Annotated in this window: 17 protein-coding genes and 2 pseudogenes; 5 read left to right on the forward strand and 14 right to left on the reverse strand. The window is 49.7% G+C overall.

Annotated features, from left to right (window positions below; all coding sequences use genetic code 11):
• Positions 1–36 precede the first annotated feature (36 nt).
• The 13 genes and pseudogenes from kdsB to A7090_RS03245 form a co-directional block, all read right to left on the reverse strand.
• The gene (kdsB, locus tag A7090_RS03185) at positions 37–783 is read right to left on the reverse strand and encodes a 3-deoxy-manno-octulosonate cytidylyltransferase (protein WP_105273002.1); all 747 of its coding nucleotides are present in this window, start codon (positions 781–783) and stop codon (positions 37–39) included.
• The gene (ycaR, locus tag A7090_RS03190) at positions 780–962 is read right to left on the reverse strand and encodes a protein YcaR (protein WP_000350051.1); all 183 of its coding nucleotides are present in this window, start codon (positions 960–962) and stop codon (positions 780–782) included. Before ycaR ends, kdsB begins: the two co-directional genes overlap by 4 nt.
• Before the next feature lie 51 nt (positions 963–1,013).
• Positions 1,014–2,246: a crosslink repair DNA glycosylase YcaQ gene (gene ycaQ, locus A7090_RS03195; protein WP_105273003.1), complete on the reverse strand. Its 1,233-nt coding sequence runs from the start codon at positions 2,244–2,246 to the stop codon at positions 1,014–1,016.
• Between the two features lie 36 nt (positions 2,247–2,282).
• Entirely contained in the window at positions 2,283–3,269 is a 987-nt protein-coding gene (gene lpxK / locus A7090_RS03200; RefSeq protein WP_105273004.1) for a tetraacyldisaccharide 4'-kinase, read from the reverse strand.
• Positions 3,266–5,014: a lipid A ABC transporter ATP-binding protein/permease MsbA gene (gene msbA, locus A7090_RS03205; RefSeq protein ID WP_105273005.1), complete on the reverse strand. Its 1,749-nt coding sequence runs from the start codon at positions 5,012–5,014 to the stop codon at positions 3,266–3,268. Before msbA ends, lpxK begins: the two co-directional genes overlap by 4 nt.
• Positions 5,015–5,050: 36 nt before the next feature.
• The gene (locus A7090_RS03210) at positions 5,051–7,315 is read right to left on the reverse strand and encodes a ComEC family protein (protein ID WP_105273006.1); all 2,265 of its coding nucleotides are present in this window, start codon (positions 7,313–7,315) and stop codon (positions 5,051–5,053) included.
• Positions 7,316–7,521: 206 nt separating this feature from the next.
• Positions 7,522–7,806 (reverse strand): integration host factor subunit beta, encoded by a 285-nt coding sequence (gene ihfB / locus A7090_RS03215; protein WP_000167336.1) that lies wholly within the window; start codon positions 7,804–7,806, stop codon positions 7,522–7,524.
• A gap of 162 nt (positions 7,807–7,968) precedes the next feature.
• Complete coding sequence (gene rpsA / locus A7090_RS03220) at positions 7,969–9,642, reverse strand: 30S ribosomal protein S1 (protein WP_000140327.1); 1,674 nt, start codon at positions 9,640–9,642, stop codon at positions 7,969–7,971.
• A gap of 109 nt (positions 9,643–9,751) precedes the next feature.
• Positions 9,752–10,435 carry a (d)CMP kinase gene (gene cmk / locus A7090_RS03225; protein ID WP_105273007.1) on the reverse strand — a complete coding sequence of 228 codons (684 nt, stop codon included), beginning with the start codon at positions 10,433–10,435 and terminating at the stop codon, positions 9,752–9,754.
• Positions 10,436–10,572: 137 nt separating this feature from the next.
• A pseudogene (locus A7090_RS03230) lies at positions 10,573–10,695 on the reverse strand (metalloprotease); the annotation flags it as partial.
• A gap of 51 nt (positions 10,696–10,746) precedes the next feature.
• Entirely contained in the window at positions 10,747–12,030 is a 1,284-nt protein-coding gene (gene aroA / locus A7090_RS03235) for a 3-phosphoshikimate 1-carboxyvinyltransferase (RefSeq protein WP_105273008.1), read from the reverse strand.
• A 70-nt stretch (positions 12,031–12,100) separates the two neighbouring features.
• Positions 12,101–13,189 (reverse strand): 3-phosphoserine/phosphohydroxythreonine transaminase, encoded by a 1,089-nt coding sequence (gene serC, locus A7090_RS03240; protein ID WP_105273009.1) that lies wholly within the window; start codon positions 13,187–13,189, stop codon positions 12,101–12,103.
• Positions 13,190–13,387: 198 nt separating this feature from the next.
• Entirely contained in the window at positions 13,388–14,080 is a 693-nt protein-coding gene (locus tag A7090_RS03245; RefSeq protein ID WP_105273010.1) for a DUF421 domain-containing protein, read from the reverse strand.
• 129 nt (positions 14,081–14,209) lie between these two features.
• Here A7090_RS03245 and ycaO point away from each other — a divergent pair, with 129 nt between their 5' ends.
• The 5 genes and pseudogenes from ycaO to A7090_RS03270 form a co-directional block, all read left to right on the forward strand.
• A complete protein-coding gene (gene ycaO, locus A7090_RS03250; protein WP_105273011.1) occupies positions 14,210–15,970 on the forward strand; it encodes a 30S ribosomal protein S12 methylthiotransferase accessory factor YcaO in 1,761 nt (586 codons plus the stop codon).
• 405 nt (positions 15,971–16,375) lie between these two features.
• Complete coding sequence (gene focA, locus A7090_RS03255; protein WP_105273012.1) at positions 16,376–17,233, forward strand: formate transporter FocA; 858 nt, start codon at positions 16,376–16,378, stop codon at positions 17,231–17,233.
• 54 nt (positions 17,234–17,287) lie between these two features.
• Complete coding sequence (gene pflB, locus A7090_RS03260; RefSeq protein ID WP_105273013.1) at positions 17,288–19,570, forward strand: formate C-acetyltransferase; 2,283 nt, start codon at positions 17,288–17,290, stop codon at positions 19,568–19,570.
• A gap of 191 nt (positions 19,571–19,761) precedes the next feature.
• Entirely contained in the window at positions 19,762–20,502 is a 741-nt protein-coding gene (gene pflA / locus A7090_RS03265; RefSeq protein ID WP_000111043.1) for a pyruvate formate lyase 1-activating protein, read from the forward strand.
• A 75-nt stretch (positions 20,503–20,577) separates the two neighbouring features.
• Positions 20,578–20,730 (forward strand): annotated as a pseudogene (locus A7090_RS03270) (LysR substrate-binding domain-containing protein); the annotation flags it as partial.
• 9 nt (positions 20,731–20,739) lie between these two features.
• Here A7090_RS03270 and A7090_RS03275 read toward each other — a convergent pair.
• A complete protein-coding gene (locus A7090_RS03275; RefSeq protein ID WP_105273014.1) occupies positions 20,740–22,170 on the reverse strand; it encodes an amino acid permease in 1,431 nt (476 codons plus the stop codon).
• Between the last annotated feature and the right edge of the window lie 181 nt (positions 22,171–22,351).

A 22,351-nucleotide genomic window follows, 5' to 3' on the forward strand; every position in this document is an offset into this window, starting at 1 on the left:
CTCCTCCCAAATTGGCTGGAGTGTCGTGAAGTGAAATTAGCGCATTTCAGCGCGAACGCGCTCGAGATCTTCAGGGGTATCCACACCTGTGCCAGGCACTTCCTGCGCGACAGCAACATGGATTTTTTCGCCGTACCACAGAACACGAAGCTGCTCTAACATTTCGATGTGTTCTAACGGACTTGGCTGCCAGGTGACATAACGACGGATAAAACCTGCACGGTAGCCATAGATACCGAGATGACGCAGGAAGTTATCGCCAACGGTTTCAAGGCCTTTTGCAAAACGATCGCGATCCCATGGGATGGTGGCGCGTGAGAAGTACAGTGCATACCCTTCAGCATCGAGAACCACTTTCACCGCATTCGGGTTAAACGCTTCTTCCGCATTGTGGATTGGCACCGCCAGAGTCGCCATTCCCACCTGACGCTGGGCGAGATTATCAGCAACCTGACGAATGATTGTCGCAGGGATCATCGGTTCATCCCCCTGCACATTAACGATCACCGTGTCGTCGCTGAACACGCATTTTTCGACAACTTCTGCCAGGCGTTCTGTACCTGACTGGTGATCGGCGCGCGTCATGCATACTTCACCGCCAGCGGCTTCGACAGCGCGGGCAACATCCTCATGATCGGTTGCCACGATGATGCGCTCGGCACCTGATTCGCGAGCACGTTCAAGAACATGAACAATCATGGGTTTGCCGTTAATATCAACCAATGGTTTACCGGGCAGACGCGTGGACGCGTAGCGCGCGGGAATAATGACCACAAAACTCATGATTTACTCTCATCAGCAGTCAGTACGCGGGCTTCCGTTTCCAGCAACACTGGAATACCATCGCGCAACGGGAAGGCCAGGTTGTCCAGTTTGCAAATAATTTCTTGTTTTTCCTGGTTATACCAAAGTTTTCCGTTGCAAACCGGGCAGGCAATGATTTCAAGCAGACGATGATCCATAGTTCCTCCAGATGGATCGGGTTATGAATGCATAAATCTTATCATAATCATTTATGCGACGGGGTCTATTTCCCAGCCGGTGCGGCAATCAGTAAAGAGGCCTTGCGGGCAGCGTCCTAATGTCACTCGCGTTGCCTGCTGCCAGTTAGCGAAATGAGTAATCGCCTGACGCAACCCTTTTTGCAGCGTTGCCGTTGGTTTAATGCCTTCCTGTAACCACAGAGAGATCACTTCAAGAATGCGTGTCTGGCGGTGCATTTTGGCATCCATTCGCCCAACTAATTGCCCACGATGTAATAACGGCAGAACAAAATAGCCATACTGGCGTTTCGGCGCTGGGGTATAACACTCCAGCCGGTAGCTAAAATCAAAAAGCTGCTCTGCGCGTTTGCGATCCCAGACAACAGGATCAAAAGGCGAAAGTATCGCGCTGTGCGTTGCAGTGAGCTTTCCGGCGAGCGCGCGTTCAAGTAGCGGAAGCAAATCAGCATGCAGCCAAAGATTGCCCAATTTTTCAACATGCACAGCAATGATTTGCTGCTGTTCAGCCCTCGCGTCACGCCACGCCGCCAGTGCCGGACGTTTCAGCCGGTAGTAATCTGCCAGCCACTGTTCGCGGAATATTCCCAGACTACGCGCACTGTTATCCAGCATGATGATTTCTGCTTCTGTTTGCGAAATGAGATCGCGCTCATCATCCCAGTCAGGCATGACACGGTGGGTTAAATCATAAACGCGCTGGAAGTTGCGCCGTTCAATCACCATCACCTTTCCGGCAGTAAATAAACCTTCCAGATGCCGTTTGTGCGGCTTCCACTCCCACCAACCGCTTGCACCTTTACGAAGATGCTCAAAATCGGCTGAACGTACCGGCCCCTTATCCTGAATATGCTGAATTAACTGTGCAATTTCCACCGCATGTTCCTGCATCCAGGCGTCTTTGTATTTCCAGCCCATTTTTTCAGGTGCCAGCATGCGGTGGCGAATAAGACGAAAATCGCTACGCGGCATAAAGCAGGCTTCATGCGCCCAGTATTCCATTAATTCGCCACGCGCCAGAGACTCATCCAGCCACTGCGCAGGATAATGACCAAGACGACTGAAAAGCACCAGATAAGGGCTGCGGGCAACGATATTTATCGTGTCGATTTGCAGCAATGACATACAGGAGATAGTCGCCAGAATATCTTCTGGCAACGCGCGACGACGGGATTTTGTTAACAGACCTTGCGCGGCAAGGTGAAGATTACGCGCATCAGCAAGGGAGAGGTGCGGCAGCGACATTCATGACTCCATCAATCGAACGCTGCCGCGGCATAACTAGTTACCGGAAGCCAGCGAGGTTAGTTGCGCAAGCAGTTTCGCTGGTTCATCGCCTGAAAGCTGTGCATCAACAGGCAAATACCACCAATTTTCTTCCGCAAAGGCCCGGCATTTCACCGCATCTTTTTCAGTCATTACCAGCGTTTGCCCGGCGCTTACCAACGCGCTAACCTCCGCATGATTTAAAGACTGATGGTCGGCCAGCGGTACACATTTTTCCGGTTGTACGCCACACATCTTCAGCGTGGCAAAAAAGCGGGGTGGATGACCAATTCCCGCCATCGCTACCACATGTTCAAGCTGAGCAACGTCACAACGCGTACCGGTACGTAAATTCACCGCCTGCCCCGGCAGCAGATGCATGGGGATTTCACCGCTGCGTGGGACACCGCCGTTGACGATTACCGCATCAACCGATTTTAAGCGCCCCGCCCGCTCACGCATTGGCCCCGCCGGCAACCACCAGCCATTACCAAAGCGACGCACACCATCAATAACGACAATTTCCACATCTCGCGCCAGACGATAATGCTGTAAACCGTCGTCGGTTACGATGATCTGCACATCAGGATGTTGCGCCAGAATAGCTTTTACCGCATCAGAACGCATGGGAGAAACAGCAACAGGCGCGCCAGTGCGTTGATAAATCAACACAGGTTCATCACCCGCCTGTGCTGTGGTGGTATCTGCCGACAATAACAGCGGATAAGATTCAGCCTTACCACCATATCCCCGGGACACGACCCCCACGCGAATACCGCGCTGTTGCAGCTGTTCCACCAGCCAGACAACGACCGGAGTTTTTCCGTTGCCGCCTGCGGTGAGATTACCAACCACGACAACCGGCACGGAAGCACGCCAGGCGCGTTTCAGTTTTAGTTTATAGCAAAGACGGATAGCGCCACTCAGCAGGCCATACAACCAAGAGAGTGGCAGCAATAGCCACCACAAAGGGGATTCACCAGACCAGATTTTTTCAATCATTGGCCAAACTGCATTTTGTGAAGTTGCGCGTAGACACCACGGTGCTCAAGCAAATCGTTATGCGTACCGCGTTCCACAATGACACCATCCTCGACGACCACAATTTCGTCTGCCTTTTCAATGGTAGACAAGCGGTGGGCAATCACCAGAGAGGTACGGTTTTTCTGCAACTCGTCCAGCGCAGCCTGAATCGCACGTTCGGATTCGGTATCCAGCGCCGAGGTAGCTTCGTCCAGAATCAGAATCGGGCTATCACGCAACAAGGCTCTAGCAATAGCAATACGCTGACGCTGACCGCCAGAGAGCAGCACGCCGTTTTCACCAATCACTGTATCGAGACCGTTATCCATCTTATTGATGAAGTCCATGGCGTAGGCCATACGCGCAGCTTCTTCAATTTGCTCACGGCTGTACTGTTCAGTCCGTGCGTAAGCAATATTGTTTGCAACCGTATCGTTAAACAAATGGACATTCTGCGACACCAGAGCAATCTGGTTACGTAACGACGCCAGGGTATACTCGCGCAGATCGTGACCATCTATCAGGATTTCGCCTTCATCAATATCGTAAAAACGCGTGATCAGGCTGGCAATGGTTGATTTACCTGAACCAGAACGTCCAACCAGAGCAACCGTCTTCCCTGCCGGAATGTTCAGGTTGATGTTACGCAATGCAGGTGCGTCACGTCCCGGATAAGCGAAGGTGACATTGCGGAATTCCACGTCGCCAGTCGCACGCTCGATCACGCGCGTACCTTCGTCTTTTTCCTGCTCACTGTCCAAAATGGTAAACAGCGTCTGACAAGCTGCCATACCGCGCTGGAACTGGGCGTTAACGTTGGTCAGCGATTTCAGCGGACGCATCAGTGCAATCATTGAAGAGAAAACAACGGTAATCGTACCGGCAGTCAGGCTATCCATGACACTTGGGAAGCTCGCCGCATACAGAACAAACGCCAGCGCCAAAGAGGCGATCAGCTGTATGATCGGATCTGAGATGGAAGAGGCTGAAACCATTTTCATCCCCTGAAGACGCATTCGGTTGCTGACTTTATCGAAGCGTTTCGTTTCCACTTCCTGACCACCGAAAATCAATACTTCTTTGTGGCCTTTCAGCATCTGTTCCGCACTGGTAGTCACCTGCCCCATGGTGTTCTGCATGTTTTTACTGATGTTGCGAAAACGCTTCGATACGACGCGAATCGCAATCGAAACAATCGGTGCCAGCACAATCAAAATGATCGACAGTTGCCAGCTGTAATAGAACATCATGATGAACAGGCCGATAATCGACGCACCTTCACGCACAACAGTAATCAGTGCGCCGGAAGAGGAAGAAGCAACCTGCTCGGAATCGTAGGTGATACGCGACAACAGCGTACCCGTTGACTGTTTGTCAAAAAATGAAACAGGCATTCCCATCATGTGACCAAACAGGCGGCGACGCATGGTCATTACCACCTTTCCTGATACCCAGGAGATACAGTAGCTGGAGACATAGCTGGTGATACCACGTAAAATCATCAGCCCGATCACCACCAGCGGCATCCACATCAGCACGGAGCGATCTGTTTTACCAAAGCCATCATCAAGAAGTGGCTTAAGGAGCGATAACATGAAGGTATCGCTGGCTGCGTTGAGGATTAACGCTACGCCCGCCACGATCAGACCCGCTTTAAAAGGCGCAATGGTTGGCCACAGTCGGCGGAATGTCTGCCACGTAGAGAGATCTTTGTCGTTATGCATTCAAAAAACCAGCATTTGTTGAAATAGCCGTATATTCTACCCGTTATCCACTGGCACGCCAAACCACTGATGATACCAACGAGGTAAAATTTGCTCCCTGAGGCTACTAACCCGCCAGTCTTGCGCTGAAAAATTGACCGTTATTTGCCCCTGATGCGGGGTATCCAACCACTGATAGCCCTGTTGTCGATAGCGCCGTTTAACTTTACTGGAAGGCAGTCGCCATGCGTTATAGCGCGATGCTGACGCCAGTGCCACTTTTCCATTCACTCGCTGAATTAATGGTAATGATGATGATGTATTACTGCCATGGTGAGGTACCTGAAGTAATGTTGCCTGCACTTGTTGCCAGTAACGGCTTAGCATCTTTTGTTCAGCGGGGGCTTCAATATCACCGGTTAGAAGAATGCTATTCGTCCCGTCATCAACCTTAACCACACAGGAATGATTATTTCCTTTATCGTTGCTACCTTGTAAAGGCCAGTGTGCGCTAAAACGCAATCCTTGCCACTGCCACGCTTCGCCACGCACACAGGGCTGATGATGTTCCCAGTTTAGTGGGCTTCTGACCCACATTGTTGGCCAGACTCGTAATATCGAGTCCAACCCTCCCCGGTGATCCAGATGTTCATGACTAAGAATAACCCCTTCTGGTTGAAGGTTATGCCAGCGTAGCCAGGGAATAATAAGTTGTTGACCACTGTCCCCCTCCGGCCAGGCAAGCCCCGTATCATAAAGAATCGCTTTACCATTTCTCGCAATTACCATTGCCAGCCCTTGCCCGACATCAAGCATGTACACCTGCCACTCGTCAGGTCGAGGTTTTTGCCACAGCGGCCAACACATCAGCAAGCCTCCAGCCACACACATTGCTGGCAACGTTCGCCAGGCGTTTAATCGCCATAACACCAGTAAGAACCACGGGGAAAATGATAGCCATTGCCAACGTTCAGCAATGTTGATCCATCCTTCTGGCAAACTCTTTAACCCCCAGAAAAGCAAAGCCAAAGACCGATCGGCAAGAAACCATAACCCTTGCTCAACGATTAACGGCCCACTTAAATGCACAACCATCGCGGCCAGGATCAACGGTACAGTGATAAATGTCACCAAGGGAATAGCGAACAGATTTGCTATGAACGAAGTCAGACTGATGCCATGAAATATGACGATTTGCACAGGCATTAGCAGGAGCGTGATTCCCAGTTGCAGATGGATGAGGGAAACAACCGCGCGCAATACCGGCGTCAGTTGCCACTCCGGACAGGGAAACCACTGATACCAAAAAATCAGCGCCGCTACCGCAGTGGCAGAGAGCCATAAACTTTGCGAGAGAATGGCAACAGGATCCATCAGCAAAATTGCCGCCAGACAACATATCCAGACATCCCAGCCACTCCATTGTCGCCCACTTAACTTAAGCATTCCCCACGTGGCAAGCGCCACCACAGTACGCAATGCAGGAGGTTGCATTCCCGTCAACCAGGCATAAAAAGCAGCACAGCAGATTCCGCCAATTAATGGCATTTGCCAGTGGATCCAGCGCCCAGGCAGAAAAATTTGTCCACTGCGAATGATCCCCGCAGCCAGCAACGCCGCAAAAGCGATGTGCAATCCTGATATCGCCATTAAATGCGCCGTTCCCGTATCGCGCATGATATTTTTGATTTCTTTGGGAACGGATAACCGTTCCCCCATTCCTAAACCAAGAATAACCGCGTTCCACATATAGGGTTGCAGCGTTGTTTGTAGTGACGCCAGATACTGTGCACGCAGGCTACAATTCGGTTCAATGACACTTGCCTGAAGAAAACGGCCAGTGAGTAGTTGATGCTGGGCAATGGCATAACGCTGACTATCAAAGCCGCCATCATTAAGTTGGCCATGAACTGCACGAACTTTGAGTTTCATTGACCATTGTTGTCCGGCACAAACCGCTTGCGGAAGATATTCGCCATACAGCACGATGCCTGGCGCCGGAAATATACGTTGACCTTGTAGATGAGTAATTTGACCATAATGAGTGGTCATGCCGTCAGTAGCAGTGATCTCAACAATTGCATCCTGCGTCGCGCCAGTTAAAGTTTCTCCTGTCCACAAAATTTGCTTTGCCGCTAATATGCCCCAAAGAAAAAACAGCAACGTCAGCGCGGTATAACGGACGGTTTTAACAGGAATAAATGCCAGTACGCAGGCGAAGACAGTCAGAATCGCAAGGGTTAACGTCCCAGGCAACTGGGGCAAAATCAGCAGCGGTAATATTCCGCAAATTATGCATACGCCGACTGTCGTTATTTTCATGCACTCCTCCCTGTTTTTGGAAAGTGTGCAACTTTGTTGAGTGGTTGTCTGGCGGGAGTTTTGTGTTCCCCGAGGCGGGTTCAGAAGAATTTAACGAGAGGGTGAAAACGGCTCAAAACTCTGCGAGGCAGCTTCCAGTTCCAGATTAGAGAAATGAAAAAAGCACCCAACAGGTGCTTTTCTCGCGTTCAAGTTTGAGTAAAAACTTAACCGTAAATATTGGCGCGATCGCGCAGTTCTTTACCTGGTTTAAAGTGAGGAACGTATTTTCCTTCCAGTTCAACTTTATCGCCGGTCTTCGGATTACGTCCGGTACGTGGTGCGCGGTAGTGCAAAGAGAAACTGCCGAAACCGCGGATTTCAATACGCTCGCCCTGCGCAAGAGTCGAGGCCATATGCTCCAGCATCTCTTTTACTGCATCTTCAACCGTCTTGGCGGGAATGTGCGATTGCTGGGTGGCAAGTCTTTCTATCAATTCTGACTTGGTCATGATTCCTCCGGTTCCTTAAAAAAGGCAAATTAAGCGGCTGCTGTTGCTGCATTGATTAAGGGCGACCGTAGCCGCCCTTAGTGCTTGATTACAGGACGAAACCTGCAATCTGTCAAGTAAACTCAACAAACTTCAGAATAAAAATCCCGAAGAGTCAGAGAATTACTCGCCTTTAGCTGCTTTGAAAGCTTCAGCCATTGCGTTGTTGGAGAAGTTTGCATCTTCCTGTTTGTTAACAGTTGCGATTGCATCTTTCTCGTCAGCTTCGTCTTTCGCACGAACAGACAGGCTAATTGCGCGGTTTTTACGATCAACGCCGGTGAATTTAGCTTCAACTTCGTCGCCAACGCTCAGAACCAGAGTAGCGTCTTCAACGCGGTCACGGGATGCTTCAGAAGCACGCAGGTAACCTTCAACGCCGTCAGCCAGTTCTACGGTTGCGCCTTTAGCGTCAACTGCAGTTACTTTACCAGTTACGATAGCGCCTTTCTTGTTCAGAGCAACCCAGTTGTTGAACGGATCTTCTGCGAGCTGTTTAACGCCCAGGGAGATACGTTCACGTTCTGCGTCAACCTGCAGAACAACTGCAGCGATTTCGTCGCCTTTTTTGTATTCACGAACGGCTTCTTCGCCTGCAACGTTCCAGGAGATGTCAGACAGGTGAACCAGGCCGTCGATGCCGCCGTCCAGGCCGATGAAGATACCGAAGTCAGTGATAGACTTGATTTTACCTTCAACACGGTCGCCCTTGTTGTGGGTTTCCGCGAACTGCTGCCACGGGTTAGCTTTGCACTGTTTCAGACCCAGGGAGATACGACGACGTTCTTCGTCGATATCCAGAACCATAACTTCCACTACATCGCCAACGTTAACAACTTTGGACGGGTGGATGTTTTTGTTGGTCCAATCCATTTCGGAAACGTGTACCAGGCCTTCAACGCCTTCTTCGATTTCAACGAAGCAGCCGTAGTCAGTCAGGTTGGTCACGCGACCAGTCAGTTTGGTACCTTCCGGATAACGTTTAGCGATAGCTACCCACGGATCTTCGCCCAGCTGTTTCAGGCCCAGGGATACACGGGTACGTTCGCGATCGAACTTCAGCACTTTAACAGTGATTTCGTCGCCCACGTTAACGATTTCGCTCGGATGCTTAACGCGTTTCCAGGCCATGTCAGTAATGTGCAGCAGGCCGTCAACGCCGCCCAGATCAACGAATGCACCGTAGTCAGTGAGGTTCTTAACGATACCTTTAACTTCCATGCCTTCCTGCAGGTTTTCCAGCAGTTGATCGCGCTCTGCGCTGTTTTCGGATTCGATAACGGCACGACGAGAAACAACAACGTTGTTGCGCTTCTGATCCAGCTTGATTACTTTGAATTCAAGCTCTTTGCCTTCCAGGTGCAGAGTGTCACGCACCGGACGAACGTCTACCAGAGAGCCTGGCAGGAACGCACGAATACCGTTCAGCTCAACAGTGAAGCCGCCCTTAACTTTGCCGTTGATAACACCGGTAACAGTTTCAGCATCTTCGTAAGCTTTTTCCAGCGTGATCCAGGCTTCGTGACGCTTAGCTTTCTCACGGGACAGCAGAGTTTCACCGAAGCCGTCTTCTACTGCGTCCAGAGCAACGTCAACTTCGTCACCTACCTGGATTTCCAGCTCGCCCTGGGCGTTTTTGAACTGCTCAGCCGGGATGGCAGACTCAGATTTCAGACCAGCGTCAACCAGTACTACGTCTTTGTCGATAGCAACAACAACGCCACGAACGATAGAACCCGGGCGGGTTTCGATTTCTTTTAAGGACTCTTCAAAGAGTTGAGCAAAAGATTCAGTCATGTTTAATCTTCAGGTTTATATTTAACGTCCACCTGGCTCCTGCCGGATGGGGTTGTTTAACATACCCGCTGTCACTCCATTGCAACGGGGGTACTGCAAATTCGGTCGCTTATGCGAGAGCCAATTTCTGGCGCGCGTATTGTAGCGCTTTTTCAATCACTTGCTCAATGCTTAAGGTGGTGGAATCCAACACTAAAGCATCGGCTGCCGGAACCAGTGGCGCTACCGCTCGGTTACGATCGCGGTCGTCGCGTTCTTTGATCTCGGCCAAAAGGCGCTCAAAGTTAACACTAAAGCCCTTCTCCTGCAACTGTAGCATGCGGCGATGCGCACGTTCTTGTGAGGAGGCGTCAAGGAAAATTTTCACTGGCGCATCAGGGAATACCACCGTTCCCATGTCGCGACCATCGGCAATCAGGCCTGGCAACTCGCGGAATGCGCGTTGGCGACGCAACAATGCTTCACGAACACGTGGAAATGCAGCGACTTGTGAAGCAGCATTCGCTACTTCCTGAGTCCGAATTTCGCCGCTGACATCTTCCCCTTCGAGGATCACTTCCAGATTGCCATTGGTCGACACAAAACGTACATCCAGATGGGATGCCAGCGGCACCAGCGCATCTTCCGACGCAACATCAACATGGTGATGTAATGCCGCCAGAGCCAGTACGCGATAAATTGCACCCGAGTCCAGCAGATGCCATTGCAACGCTTCCGCCATAGCCTTACACAAGGTGCCTTTCCCTGCACCGCTAGGGCCATCAATGGTAATAACCGGAGCAATTGCCGTCATCTTTATCTCCTTAAAACAGGCCTACCGTTAACATAACCGCGCACATTATACGCGTCGACGCCACAAATCGTTAACGTTGTGTGCAAAAACCAGTTTTGTCTGTATTCAGATGGGGATTTATTGCGCAATTATAGCGGGCTGGCCAGTTTTTCAAAGCTACCGACCAGCCCCTGAGTGCTGATGCCGCGTTTCTTCAACAGCTCAAAAGAGAAATCATCTGCTTCGGACTCTTTATCGCGGGAGTAGATCGGCATTACGGCAATATGCCGACGTTTTTAGAAAGAAATATTTGTCTGTTTTTCGCCCATTATTCAGGCTGCCTGGCTTATCCGCGCCAATTGGTCGAAGTAATCCGGGAAGGTTTTAGCCGTACATTTGGGATCAAGGATCGTCACTGACGTATCTGACAATGCCACCAGCGAGAAACACATCGCCATCCGGTGATCATTGTATGTTGCGATCTCGGCAAAGTTCAGTTTTTCCGGTGGAGTGATACGAATGAAATCATGCCCTTCTTCTACTTCCGCACCAACTTTACGCAACTCTGTTGCCATCGCAAACAGGCGATCAGTCTCTTTAACACGCCAGTTATAGATATTGCGCAGTGTGGTGGTGCCTTTTGCAAATAACGCCGCAGTGGCAATGGTCATCGCCGCATCGGGAATATGGTTCATATCCATATCAATAGCGTTCAGTTCACCATGCGTGCAGGAAATATAATCATCGCCCCAGCAAATGGTCGCGCCCATTTTTTCCAGCACATCAGCAAAGCGAATATCACCCTGCATACTGTTGCGTCCAATGCCGGTCACTTTTACACTGCCACCTTTGATTGCTGCTGCTGCCAGGAAGTAAGAAGCCGAAGATGCATCGCCTTCCACCAAATAACTCCCCGGAGACTGATAAGACTGCCCGCCTTTTACGACAAATTGTTGATAATGCTGATTTTCAATTTCAACACCAAATGTCTTCATCAGATTGAGTGTGATGTCGATATAAGGTTTAGAAACCAGATCGCCTTTAATTCGAATCACCGTATCCTCCGGTGCAAGAGGCGCAGCCATCAACAGTGCGGTGAGGAACTGGCTGGAAACGGAGCCATCTACGTCAACGTTGCCGCCAGTAAAGCCGCCCTGTAAACGCAACGGTGGATAGTTTTCTTGTTCCAGGTAAGTGATCTTCGCCCCGCCCAGGCGCAGCGCATCCACCAGATGACCAATCGGGCGTTCTTTCATACGCGGTTCACCGGTCAGCACAATATCATTACTCCCCAGACAAAGCGCTGCCGCCAGCGGACGCATTGCCGTTCCGGCGTTACCGAGGAACAACTCCAGGGCACTTTCTGCATGTAATGGACCGCCGTTACCGATGATTTCGCAACGCGTACGATCGGCTGAAAGCGTGTAGCTTACCCCTAACGCCGCTAATGCATTCAGCATATGGCGCACGTCATCGCTATCCAGCAGATTGGTTAATACTGTTTTGCCGCGTGCTAATGCCGCCAACAATAAAGCGCGGTTAGAAACGCTCTTGGAACCGGGCAGATTAATAGTGCCATCGACACGAGCGATGGGTTGTAACGTCAGGGATTCCATGAACTCAACTCTCTACAACAGAAATAAAAAACCCACAGGCTGGCTGTGGGGATTAAGCAAAATTTCGGCATTAGCCGTGACGGCGTTCGAACTCAACCATGAAGTCTGTCAGCGCTTTAACGCCTTCCAGCGGCATGGCGTTATAAATAGACGCGCGCATTCCACCGACCACACGATGACCTTTCAGTGCATGAAGGCCAGCAGCAAAAGACTCTTCAAGGAACAATTTGTCAAGCGCACTGTCTGCCAACTGGAACGGCACGTTCATCCGCGAACGGTTAGCTTTCGCCACGTCATTACGGTAGAAATCGCTGTTATCAATCACCCCATACAGCAGTTCTGCTTTTTGCTGATTGATTTTATCCATTGCCGCGACACCGCCGTTCGCTTTCAGCCATTTAAAGACCAGACCAGACAAATACCAGGCAAATGTCGGCGGCGTGTTAAACATGGAGTCGTTATCGTTGAGGATGGAATAATCCAGAATCGACGGACAAGCAATATTCGCTTTACCCAGCAAATCTTCACGAACGATAACGATTGTCAGGCCAGCTGGACCGATATTTTTCTGCGCGCCAGCGTAAATCACGCCATAACGGCTGACATCAATCGGACGGGAAAGAATCGTGGAAGAGAAGTCGGCAGCGACCACCACATCTTTGCCGAAATCTGGCGTTTCGTCGATGGCGATACCGTCGATGGTTTCATTCGGGCAGTAATGCATATAAGCAGCATTATCAGAGAGCTGCCATTCACGCATTGGCTTAACCGCGCGCAAACCATCAACCGTCACTTTGGCGTCAAAGACATTAGGCGTGCAGTATTTTTTGGCTTCTTTAATGGCACTTGCCGCCCAGTAACCGGCATCAACATAATCTGCGGTGGTTTTATCACCGAGAATATTCAGCGGTACAGCAGCAAACTGACCGCGGCCACCGCCATGGCAGAACAATACTTTGTAGTTGGAGGGGATGTTAAGAAGATCACGAAAATCCTTCTCGGCTTCCTCTGCAACCTGAATGAACTCTTTGCCACGGTGGCTCACCTCCATCACCGACGTACCAAGACCATTCCAGTCACGCAGTTCTTGTTGAGCCTGTTTAAGCACCTCTTCCGGTAGCATTGCCGGACCAGAACTAAAATTGAAGATTTGAGCCATTTCCCCTCACCACGTTGCGTTGCCATTAACCCCCGGTCAATCGATTGCGACCGCGGGTAATATGTTATTCCTGTGGCTATCGGTTTTATCATTCAGTGACACGCATCGCAATGGGTAAAACAATTGAGGGCAAAAATGAGGCACATATCACACAACAGAATCTCTCGGATTATTACCAAAAAACCGATATTTTTGCTGTCAGGTCACCCGTTTAGCCCGGCTTGCCTTCGTCCATTCTGGATTTGCGCAGCGCGGACATAATTGTTTTTCCCCTGCGTTCATATGAATGATTTCACTGCAACGAATGCAGGCATAGTCTGCCGCCTCGGGCACCACTTTGTAACGCTGAGTACAGTCACTGGGTAAGATAAGTAAACCCGGTTTCACCTTGTCATCTTCAAAGAAATAGACACTGATTTGCCCGTTGGTTTCGAGAATCGCCAGACGTACCTGCCCCAGCTGCCCCACGCCTCGCAATCGTAGCTCCATAAAAAACTCAAATTCCGTCATGTTGGAGTTATTGAGTTTCGACCAGGCCAGCTCGCCATCTTCAATAATGACAACCGGCTTACCTTCCAGAAGATCTTCCAGTGTTTCACTGTGCGCCATCAACCACATTACCAGGCGGTATAACAACGCCAGAGTAATAAAGACGATAAGTACCGGGACCATCGGCACATCATCATAAAACGCCACATCCCCCGCCGCTGACCCCAGCGTCAGAATGATTAACACTTCAAACAGCGACATCTGCCGCACACCGCGTCTTCCGGTCATTTTGAGGAACAAAAAGACCAGTACAAAGGTATAAAGACTACGTAGTGCAACTTCGCCAAGGAAATCAAAAGGCACTTTATCAAATGCCATACGGTGGAGATCGAACGCCTTCATTTTTATGCTCTTATCGTGGTTTATCCGCTAAAAGCATAGTCAACAGTTCATCGGCATGGCGGCGGTGATAGCGCCTTTGAGATAAAACCCGTATTATTGCGCGCTTTCCGTACGACTAAAGTGATTTACATGACGCAAACATTTATCCCCGGCAAAGATGCCGCACTGGAAGATTCCATCGCTCGCTTCCAGCAAAAACTTTCAGACCTCGGTTTTCAGATTGAAGAGGCCTCCTGGTTGAATCCCGTACCAAACGTCTGGTCTGTGCACATTCGCGACAAAGAATGCGCGCTGTGTTTTACCAACGGTAAAGGCGCAACCAAAAAAGCGGCGCTGGCATCTGCCCTCGGTGAATATTTCGAGCGTCTCTCAACCAACTACTTTTTTGCGGACTTCTGGCTGGGCGAAACCATCGCCAACGGTCCGTTCGTGCATTATCCCAACGAAAAATGGTTCCCACTGACCGAAAATGACGATGTGCCGGAAGGGCTGCTTGATGACCGTCTGCGTGCATTTTACGATCCGGAAAATGAACTGACCGGCAGCATGCTAATTGACCTGCAATCCGGTAACGAAGATCGTGGTATTTGCGGTCTACCGTTTACGCGCCAGTCCGACAATCAGACCGTTTATATTCCGATGAATATCATTGGTAACCTGTACGTTTCTAACGGTATGTCCGCTGGCAATACCCGCAACGAAGCACGCGTTCAAGGGTTGTCCGAAGTTTTCGAACGTTACGTGAAAAACCGCATTATTGCTGAAAGCATCAGTCTGCCAGAGATCCCAGCAGAGGTGCTGGCGCGTTACCCTGCAGTAGTTGAAGCGATCGAAACACTGGAAGCGGAAGGTTTCCCAATCTTCGCTTATGATGCTTCACTTGGCGGCCAGTATCCGGTGATTTGCGTTGTACTGTTCAATCCGGCTAACGGCACCTGCTTTGCCTCTTTCGGTGCGCATCCTGATTTTGGCGTGGCACTGGAACGTACCGTGACCGAGCTGCTGCAAGGCCGCGGTTTGAAAGACCTGGATGTGTTTACTCCCCCAACCTTCGATGATGAAGAAGTCGCTGAACATACTAACCTCGAAACGCACTTTATTGATTCCAGCGGTTTAATTTCCTGGGACCTGTTCAAGCAGGATGCCGATTATCCGTTTGTGGACTGGAATTTCTCCGGCACCACGGAAGAAGAGTTTGCCACGCTGATGGCTATCTTCAGTAAAGAAGGTAAAGAAGTGTATATTGCCGACTACGAGCATCTGGGCGTTTATGCTTGCCGTATTATCGTGCCTGGCATGTCCGATATTTATCCGGCTGAAGATCTGTGGCTGGCGAATAACAGCATGGGCAGCCATTTACGTGAAACGATCCTGTCGCTACCCGGCAGCGAGTGGGAAAAAGAAGATTACCTTAACCTCATTGAGCAACTGGATGAAGAAGGTTTTGATGACTTTACCCGCGTGCGTGAGCTGCTGGGTCTGGCGACCGGGCCGGATAACGGTTGGTACACTCTGCGTATCGGTGAATTAAAAGCCATGCTCGCGCTGGCTGGTGGCGATCAGGAGCTGGCTCTGGTCTGGACCGAATGGACAATGGAATTTAACTCATCAGTGTTCAGTCCGGAACGCGCCAACTATTATCGCTGCCTGCAAACCCTACTGCTACTGGCTCAGGAAGAGGATCGCCAGCCCCTGCAATATCTGAATGCTTTTGTCCGCATGTACGGTGCGGAGGCGGTAGAAGCTGCCAGTGCGGCAATGAGTGGCGAAGCCGCGTTTTATGGCCTGCAACCGGTAGATAGCGATCTGCACGCGTTTGCTGCGCATCAGTCATTGTTGAAGGCCTACGAAAAGCTGCAGCGCGCCAAAGCAGCATTCTGGGCAAAATAAAATCAAATAGCCTACGCAATGTAGGCTTAATGATTCGTCTGAGTTATATTACGGGGCGTTTTTTTAATGCCCCTCTTTACATATATTTGCATTAATAAAACGATTGTAATTATAAAGTTAAATGTCGGTGATTTATATTTAATAAATGCGATCGATATTGTTACTTTATTTGCCTGATGCACCCTTTTAATTAACTGTTTTAGCGGAGGATGCGGAAAAAATTCAACTCGTTTGTTAATTTTTAAAATTTATTTTTATTTTGATAATCAAATACTTACTCCGTATTTGCATAAAAACCATGCGAATTACGGGCCTATAAGCCAGGCGAGATATGATCTATATCAATTTCTCATCTATAATGCTTTGTTAGTATCTCGTCGCCGACTTAATAAAGAGAGAGTTAGTGTGAAAGCTGACAACCCTTTTGATCTTTTACTTCCTGCCGCAATGGCCAAAGTAGCCGAAGAGGCAGGTGTCTATAAAGCAACGAAACATCCGCTTAAGACTTTCTATCTGGCGATTACCGCCGGTGTTTTCATCTCAATCGCATTCGTCTTCTATATCACAGCAACCACTGGCACAGGCACAATGCCCTTCGGCATGGCAAAACTGGTTGGTGGCATTTGCTTCTCTCTGGGGCTAATTCTTTGTGTTGTCTGCGGAGCCGATCTCTTTACTTCCACAGTGTTGATTGTTGTTGCCAAGGCGAGTGGGCGCATCACTTGGGGCCAGTTGGCGAAAAACTGGCTAAATGTCTATTTTGGCAACCTGGTCGGCGCACTGCTGTTTGTACTTTTAATGTGGCTTTCCGGCGAGTATATGACCGCAAATGGTCAATGGGGGCTAAACGTCCTACAAACTGCCGACCACAAAGTGCACCATACTTTTATTGAGGCTGTCAGCCTTGGTATCCTGGCAAACCTGATGGTATGTCTGGCAGTATGGATGAGTTATTCTGGCCGCAGCCTGATGGATAAAGCGTTTATCATGGTGCTGCCGGTCGCGATGTTTGTTGCCAGCGGTTTTGAGCACAGTATCGCAAACATGTTTATGATCCCGATGGGTATTGTAATCCGCGACTTCGCATCTCCGGAATTCTGGACCGCTGTCGGTTCTGCACCGGAAAATTTTTCTCACCTGACCGTGATGAGCTTCATCACTGATAACCTGATTCCGGTTACGATCGGTAACATTATCGGCGGTGGTTTGTTGGTTGGGTTGACATACTGGGTCATTTACCTGCGTGAAAACGATCACCATTAATGGTTGTCGAAGTACGCAGTAAATAAAAAATCCACTTTAGAAGGTAGGTGTTACATGTCCGAGCTTAATGAAAAGTTAGCCACAGCCTGGGAAGGTTTTACCAAAGGTGACTGGCAGAATGAAGTAAACGTCCGTGACTTCATTCAGAAAAACTACTCTCCGTACGAGGGTGACGAGTCCTTCCTGGCTGGCGCTACTGAAGCGACCACCACCTTGTGGGACAAAGTAATGGAAGGCGTTAAACTGGAAAACCGCACTCACGCGCCAGTTGACTTTGACACCGCTGTTGCTTCCACCATCACCTCTCACGACGCTGGCTACATCAACAAAGCGTTGGAAAAAGTTGTTGGTCTGCAGACTGAAGCTCCGCTGAAACGTGCTCTTATCCCGTTCGGTGGTATCAAAATGATCGAAGGTTCCTGCAAAGCGTACAACCGCGAACTGGATCCGACTATCAAAAAAATCTTCACTGAATACCGTAAAACTCACAACCAGGGCGTGTTCGACGTTTACACTCCGGACATCCTGCGTTGCCGTAAATCCGGTGTTCTGACCGGTCTGCCAGATGCTTATGGCCGCGGTCGTATTATCGGTGACTACCGTCGCGTTGCGCTGTACGGTATCGACTACCTGATGAAAGACAAATACGCTCAGTTCACCTCTCTGCAGGCTGATCTGGAAAACGGCGTAAACCTGGAACAAACTATCCGTCTGCGCGAAGAAATCGCTGAACAGCATCGCGCTCTGGGTCAGATGAAAGAAATGGCTGCGAAATACGGCTACGACATCTCTGGTCCGGCTACCAACGCTCAGGAAGCTATCCAGTGGACTTACTTCGGCTACCTGGCTGCTGTTAAGTCTCAGAACGGTGCAGCAATGTCCTTCGGTCGTACCTCCACCTTCCTGGATGTGTACATCGAACGTGACCTGAAAGCAGGCAAGATCACCGAACAAGAAGCGCAGGAAATGGTTGACCACCTGGTCATGAAACTGCGTATGGTTCGCTTCCTGCGTACTCCGGAATACGATGAACTGTTCTCTGGCGACCCGATCTGGGCAACCGAATCTATCGGTGGTATGGGCCTCGACGGTCGTACCCTGGTTACCAAAAACAGCTTCCGTTTCCTGAACACCCTGTACACCATGGGTCCGTCTCCGGAACCGAACATGACCATTCTGTGGTCTGAAAAACTGCCGCTGAACTTCAAGAAATTCGCTGCTAAAGTGTCCATCGACACCTCTTCTCTGCAGTATGAGAACGATGACCTGATGCGTCCGGACTTCAACAACGATGACTACGCTATCGCTTGCTGCGTAAGCCCGATGATCGTTGGTAAACAAATGCAGTTCTTTGGTGCGCGTGCAAACCTGGCGAAAACCATGCTGTACGCAATCAACGGCGGCGTTGACGAAAAACTGAAAATGCAGGTTGGTCCTAAGTCTGAACCGATCAAAGGCGATCTCCTGAACTACGATGAAGTGATGGAGCGCATGGATCACTTCATGGACTGGCTGGCTAAACAGTACGTCACTGCACTGAACATCATTCACTACATGCACGACAAGTACAGCTACGAAGCCTCTCTGATGGCGCTGCACGACCGTGACGTTATCCGCACCATGGCGTGTGGTATCGCGGGTCTGTCCGTTGCTGCTGACTCCCTGTCTGCAATCAAATATGCGAAAGTTAAACCGATTCGTGACGAAGACGGTCTGGCTATCGACTTCGAAATCGAAGGCGAATACCCGCAGTTTGGTAACAACGATGCTCGTGTAGATGACCTGGCTGTTGACCTGGTAGAACGTTTCATGAAGAAAATTCAGAAACTGCACACCTACCGTGATGCTACCCCGACTCAGTCTGTTCTGACCATCACTTCTAACGTTGTGTATGGTAAGAAAACTGGTAACACCCCAGACGGTCGCCGTGCTGGCGCGCCATTCGGACCGGGTGCTAACCCGATGCACGGTCGTGACCAGAAAGGTGCTGTAGCATCTCTGACTTCCGTTGCTAAACTGCCGTTCGCTTACGCTAAAGATGGTATCTCCTACACCTTCTCTATCGTTCCGAATGCATTGGGTAAAGACGACGAAGTTCGTAAGACCAACCTGGCAGGTCTGATGGATGGTTACTTCCACCACGAAGCGTCCATCGAAGGTGGTCAGCATCTGAACGTTAACGTGATGAACCGTGAAATGCTGCTCGACGCGATGGAAAACCCGGAAAAATATCCGCAGCTAACCATCCGTGTATCTGGCTACGCAGTACGTTTCAACTCGCTGACTAAAGAACAGCAACAGGACGTTATTACTCGTACCTTCACTCAATCTATGTAATTAGATTTGACTGAAATCGTACAGTAAAAAGCGTACAATAAAGGCTCCACGAAAGTGGGGCCTTTTTTAGCAAGAGAGCCTTTTTTGTCAGCTATCTATACTTTAAGGTGACTGCCAAAACAGACTCGACGTAGCCTTCGAGCTGCGCACCAACACGGCCTCAGATGGGCCACATCTGGAGAAACACCGCAATGTCAGTTATTGGTCGCATTCACTCCTTTGAATCCTGTGGAACCGTAGACGGCCCAGGGATTCGCTTTATCACCTTTTTCCAGGGCTGCCTGATGCGCTGCCTGTATTGTCATAACCGCGACACCTGGGACACGCATGGCGGTAAAGAAGTTACCGTTGAAGATCTAATGAAAGAGGTAGTGACCTATCGCCACTTTATGAACGCTTCCGGCGGCGGCGTTACCGCATCCGGCGGTGAAGCAATCCTGCAAGCTGAGTTTGTTCGTGACTGGTTCCGCGCCTGCAAAAAAGAAGGTATTCATACCTGTCTGGACACTAACGGTTTTGTTCGTCGTTACGATCCGGTGATTGATGAACTGCTGGAAGTAACCGATCTGGTAATGCTCGATCTCAAACAGATGAACGACGAGATCCACCAAAATCTGGTTGGCGTTTCCAATCATCGTACGCTGGAGTTCGCCAAGTATCTGGCGAACAAAAATGTGAAGGTCTGGATCCGCTACGTTGTTGTCCCAGGCTGGTCTGACGATGACGATTCAGCGCATCGCCTCGGTGAATTTACTCGCGATATGGGGAACGTCGAAAAAATCGAGCTCCTCCCCTACCATGAGTTAGGCAAACATAAGTGGGTAGCGATGGGTGAAGAGTACAAACTCGACGGCGTGAAACCACCGAAAAAAGAGACCATGGAACGCGTGAAAGGCATCCTTGAGCAGTACGGTCATAAGGTGATGTTCTAATTTCCCCGCAAAGCGGCAACTTTATTGAGTTGCCGCTTTGTTATTCCGCTGAATTTAATCAGCACATCATCTTTAACACATCTTTTAAAATGTGTACTGGAAGGCTGGATCACCGAGCGTCCAGGCCTCCAGCTCTATTCCCCAAACCGCCCGTATATGTCCTGCGGCCTGCGCACATTTCTCAAATATGTAAAAGCGGGTCAGATTTGCCAGAGTCAGCGTCACTGACCATAATAATTATTTGCTATTCGCTTTACGCGCCAGCAGCGGGAATATCAGCCCTAATCCTACCAGTACAAACGGCGTTGCAACATTCAGCGCCAGCTGGAATGTCCACTCGGCGGTGAAGGCTTCCATTTTCGGGAAAATACCCGTCAGGCAGGCAAAGGCGGTAAAGGCAAAACACCAAATCCCGACGGTCATTGCCAGCGGCTTATTACGAATAAAGATATACTCTGGTTTATATTTCTGCGCCAGGCGAACAACGGCAATAAATGCAACAAACACCCATAAATAACGCAACGGCATCACGACAGAGTTAAGGTTCAACAGCCATTTATAGAGATTGTTCATATCACCGATGCCGAGAGTCGGCAGCATAATCAGGATCGCCACCAGTACCAGGGTCAGAAAATAGCCATTAACGGGTGTACCAGATGCGTTGGTACGACATAAACTGGCAGGAATATATTTGCTGTCAGCATCGCCTAATAACACTTTAAGCGGCGCATCAATCGAGAACACCAGCGCTGCTACTTGTCCCAGAGTATTCGCAATGGCGTAAATCACCATTAAAGTATTACCCATGTTGTAATACTCGCCCAGTTTCTGAAAAGCGTAATACTGACCGTTAGTCATTAAGTCATCCGGGATATTACGCGAGTCAAACATCATCCCCATCGCCAGTGAGCCCAGAATGGCACAAACCGCAACCATTACCGCAAGGCATAACATCCCTTTTGGAAATTCTTTTCCTGGGTTGCGTGTTTGATTAACGTAGGGAGAAATCTTCTCTGCTCCACCAACTGCGAAAACCAGCATTGAAATGGTGGTAATGTAGGTAAAGTCGATATGAGGAATGAACGTTTCCCAAGTGATGTTTGTGGTCGCAATATGCACTTCAGTAATCGCAGGCGCGGTTACCGCCATCGCCACATACAGGAGCGACATAACAAACATCGCAATCCCTGCCACAGAACCGACGATTTTCAGCGATTTCATACCGCGTGAAGCAACCCACATAAAGAAGACAAACAGCATCAGCGTTAATCCCTGTAACGCTACAACCGAATATTCTTTGATTAGCGAACCGTCGCCTTTCATCGCCCAACCGAGCACAATCAGTATTGCCTGAGGTTTTTGTGCCAGATAGGGAATATGCACCACCCAATAGGTCCACGCGGCGAGGTAAGCCAGTCCGGGTCCCATCGTGTGTTTAATCCACGTACTGACCCCGCCCTTCCCATCTTTGAAGGTCGAGCCTAACTGGCCAACAATTAGCGCATAAGGTGTGAAATAGAGCGCAAAGATAAACACCCATGAAAAAACAACCACCAGCCCCTGGTTGGCGTAGTTATTAACAACGTTACCAAAACCCCAGACGGTGATAAAAGACATCAGCGCAATGTTATACCATCGCAGCTGTTTTTCCTGAACATTCCCAGCCATAGACAAATCCTTCGCCAAAATTAAAGGGGCATCTGTAAAACGAGGGATTATGCGCGGCAAACAAGAAGTGCGTAAATAGCGGAATGCAAAATTATAACCTGCTGCACATTTTATTTTTAAACGAATAAAGTTTGGGAAAAAGCAAGTCGGATAGAAGAAACAAAAAAACAGAGTGTGAAAC

This window comes from Escherichia sp. MOD1-EC7003 (assembly GCF_002965065.1).
Classification (GTDB): domain Bacteria; phylum Pseudomonadota; class Gammaproteobacteria; order Enterobacterales; family Enterobacteriaceae; genus Escherichia.

Coding starts and splice junctions, on each gene's coding strand:
- A7090_RS03245 (WP_105273010.1), bottom strand. CDS start 14,080: ATGAAGGCGTTCGATCTCCACCGTATGGCATTTGATAAAGTGCCTTTT.
- cmk (WP_105273007.1), bottom strand. CDS start 10,435: ATGACGGCAATTGCTCCGGTTATTACCATTGATGGCCCTAGCGGTGCA.
- rpsA (WP_000140327.1), bottom strand. CDS start 9,642: ATGACTGAATCTTTTGCTCAACTCTTTGAAGAGTCCTTAAAAGAAATC.
- pflA (WP_000111043.1), top strand. CDS start 19,762: ATGTCAGTTATTGGTCGCATTCACTCCTTTGAATCCTGTGGAACCGTA.
- lpxK (WP_105273004.1), bottom strand. CDS start 3,269: ATGATTGAAAAAATCTGGTCTGGTGAATCCCCTTTGTGGTGGCTATTG.
- ycaQ (WP_105273003.1), bottom strand. CDS start 2,246: ATGTCGCTGCCGCACCTCTCCCTTGCTGATGCGCGTAATCTTCACCTT.
- A7090_RS03210 (WP_105273006.1), bottom strand. CDS start 7,315: ATGAAAATAACGACAGTCGGCGTATGCATAATTTGCGGAATATTACCG.
- serC (WP_105273009.1), bottom strand. CDS start 13,189: ATGGCTCAAATCTTCAATTTTAGTTCTGGTCCGGCAATGCTACCGGAA.
- ycaO (WP_105273011.1), top strand. CDS start 14,210: ATGACGCAAACATTTATCCCCGGCAAAGATGCCGCACTGGAAGATTCC.
- msbA (WP_105273005.1), bottom strand. CDS start 5,014: ATGCATAACGACAAAGATCTCTCTACGTGGCAGACATTCCGCCGACTG.
- A7090_RS03275 (WP_105273014.1), bottom strand. CDS start 22,170: ATGGCTGGGAATGTTCAGGAAAAACAGCTGCGATGGTATAACATTGCG.
- kdsB (WP_105273002.1), bottom strand. CDS start 783: ATGAGTTTTGTGGTCATTATTCCCGCGCGCTACGCGTCCACGCGTCTG.
- pflB (WP_105273013.1), top strand. CDS start 17,288: ATGTCCGAGCTTAATGAAAAGTTAGCCACAGCCTGGGAAGGTTTTACC.
- ihfB (WP_000167336.1), bottom strand. CDS start 7,806: ATGACCAAGTCAGAATTGATAGAAAGACTTGCCACCCAGCAATCGCAC.
- aroA (WP_105273008.1), bottom strand. CDS start 12,030: ATGGAATCCCTGACGTTACAACCCATCGCTCGTGTCGATGGCACTATT.
- ycaR (WP_000350051.1), bottom strand. CDS start 962: ATGGATCATCGTCTGCTTGAAATCATTGCCTGCCCGGTTTGCAACGGA.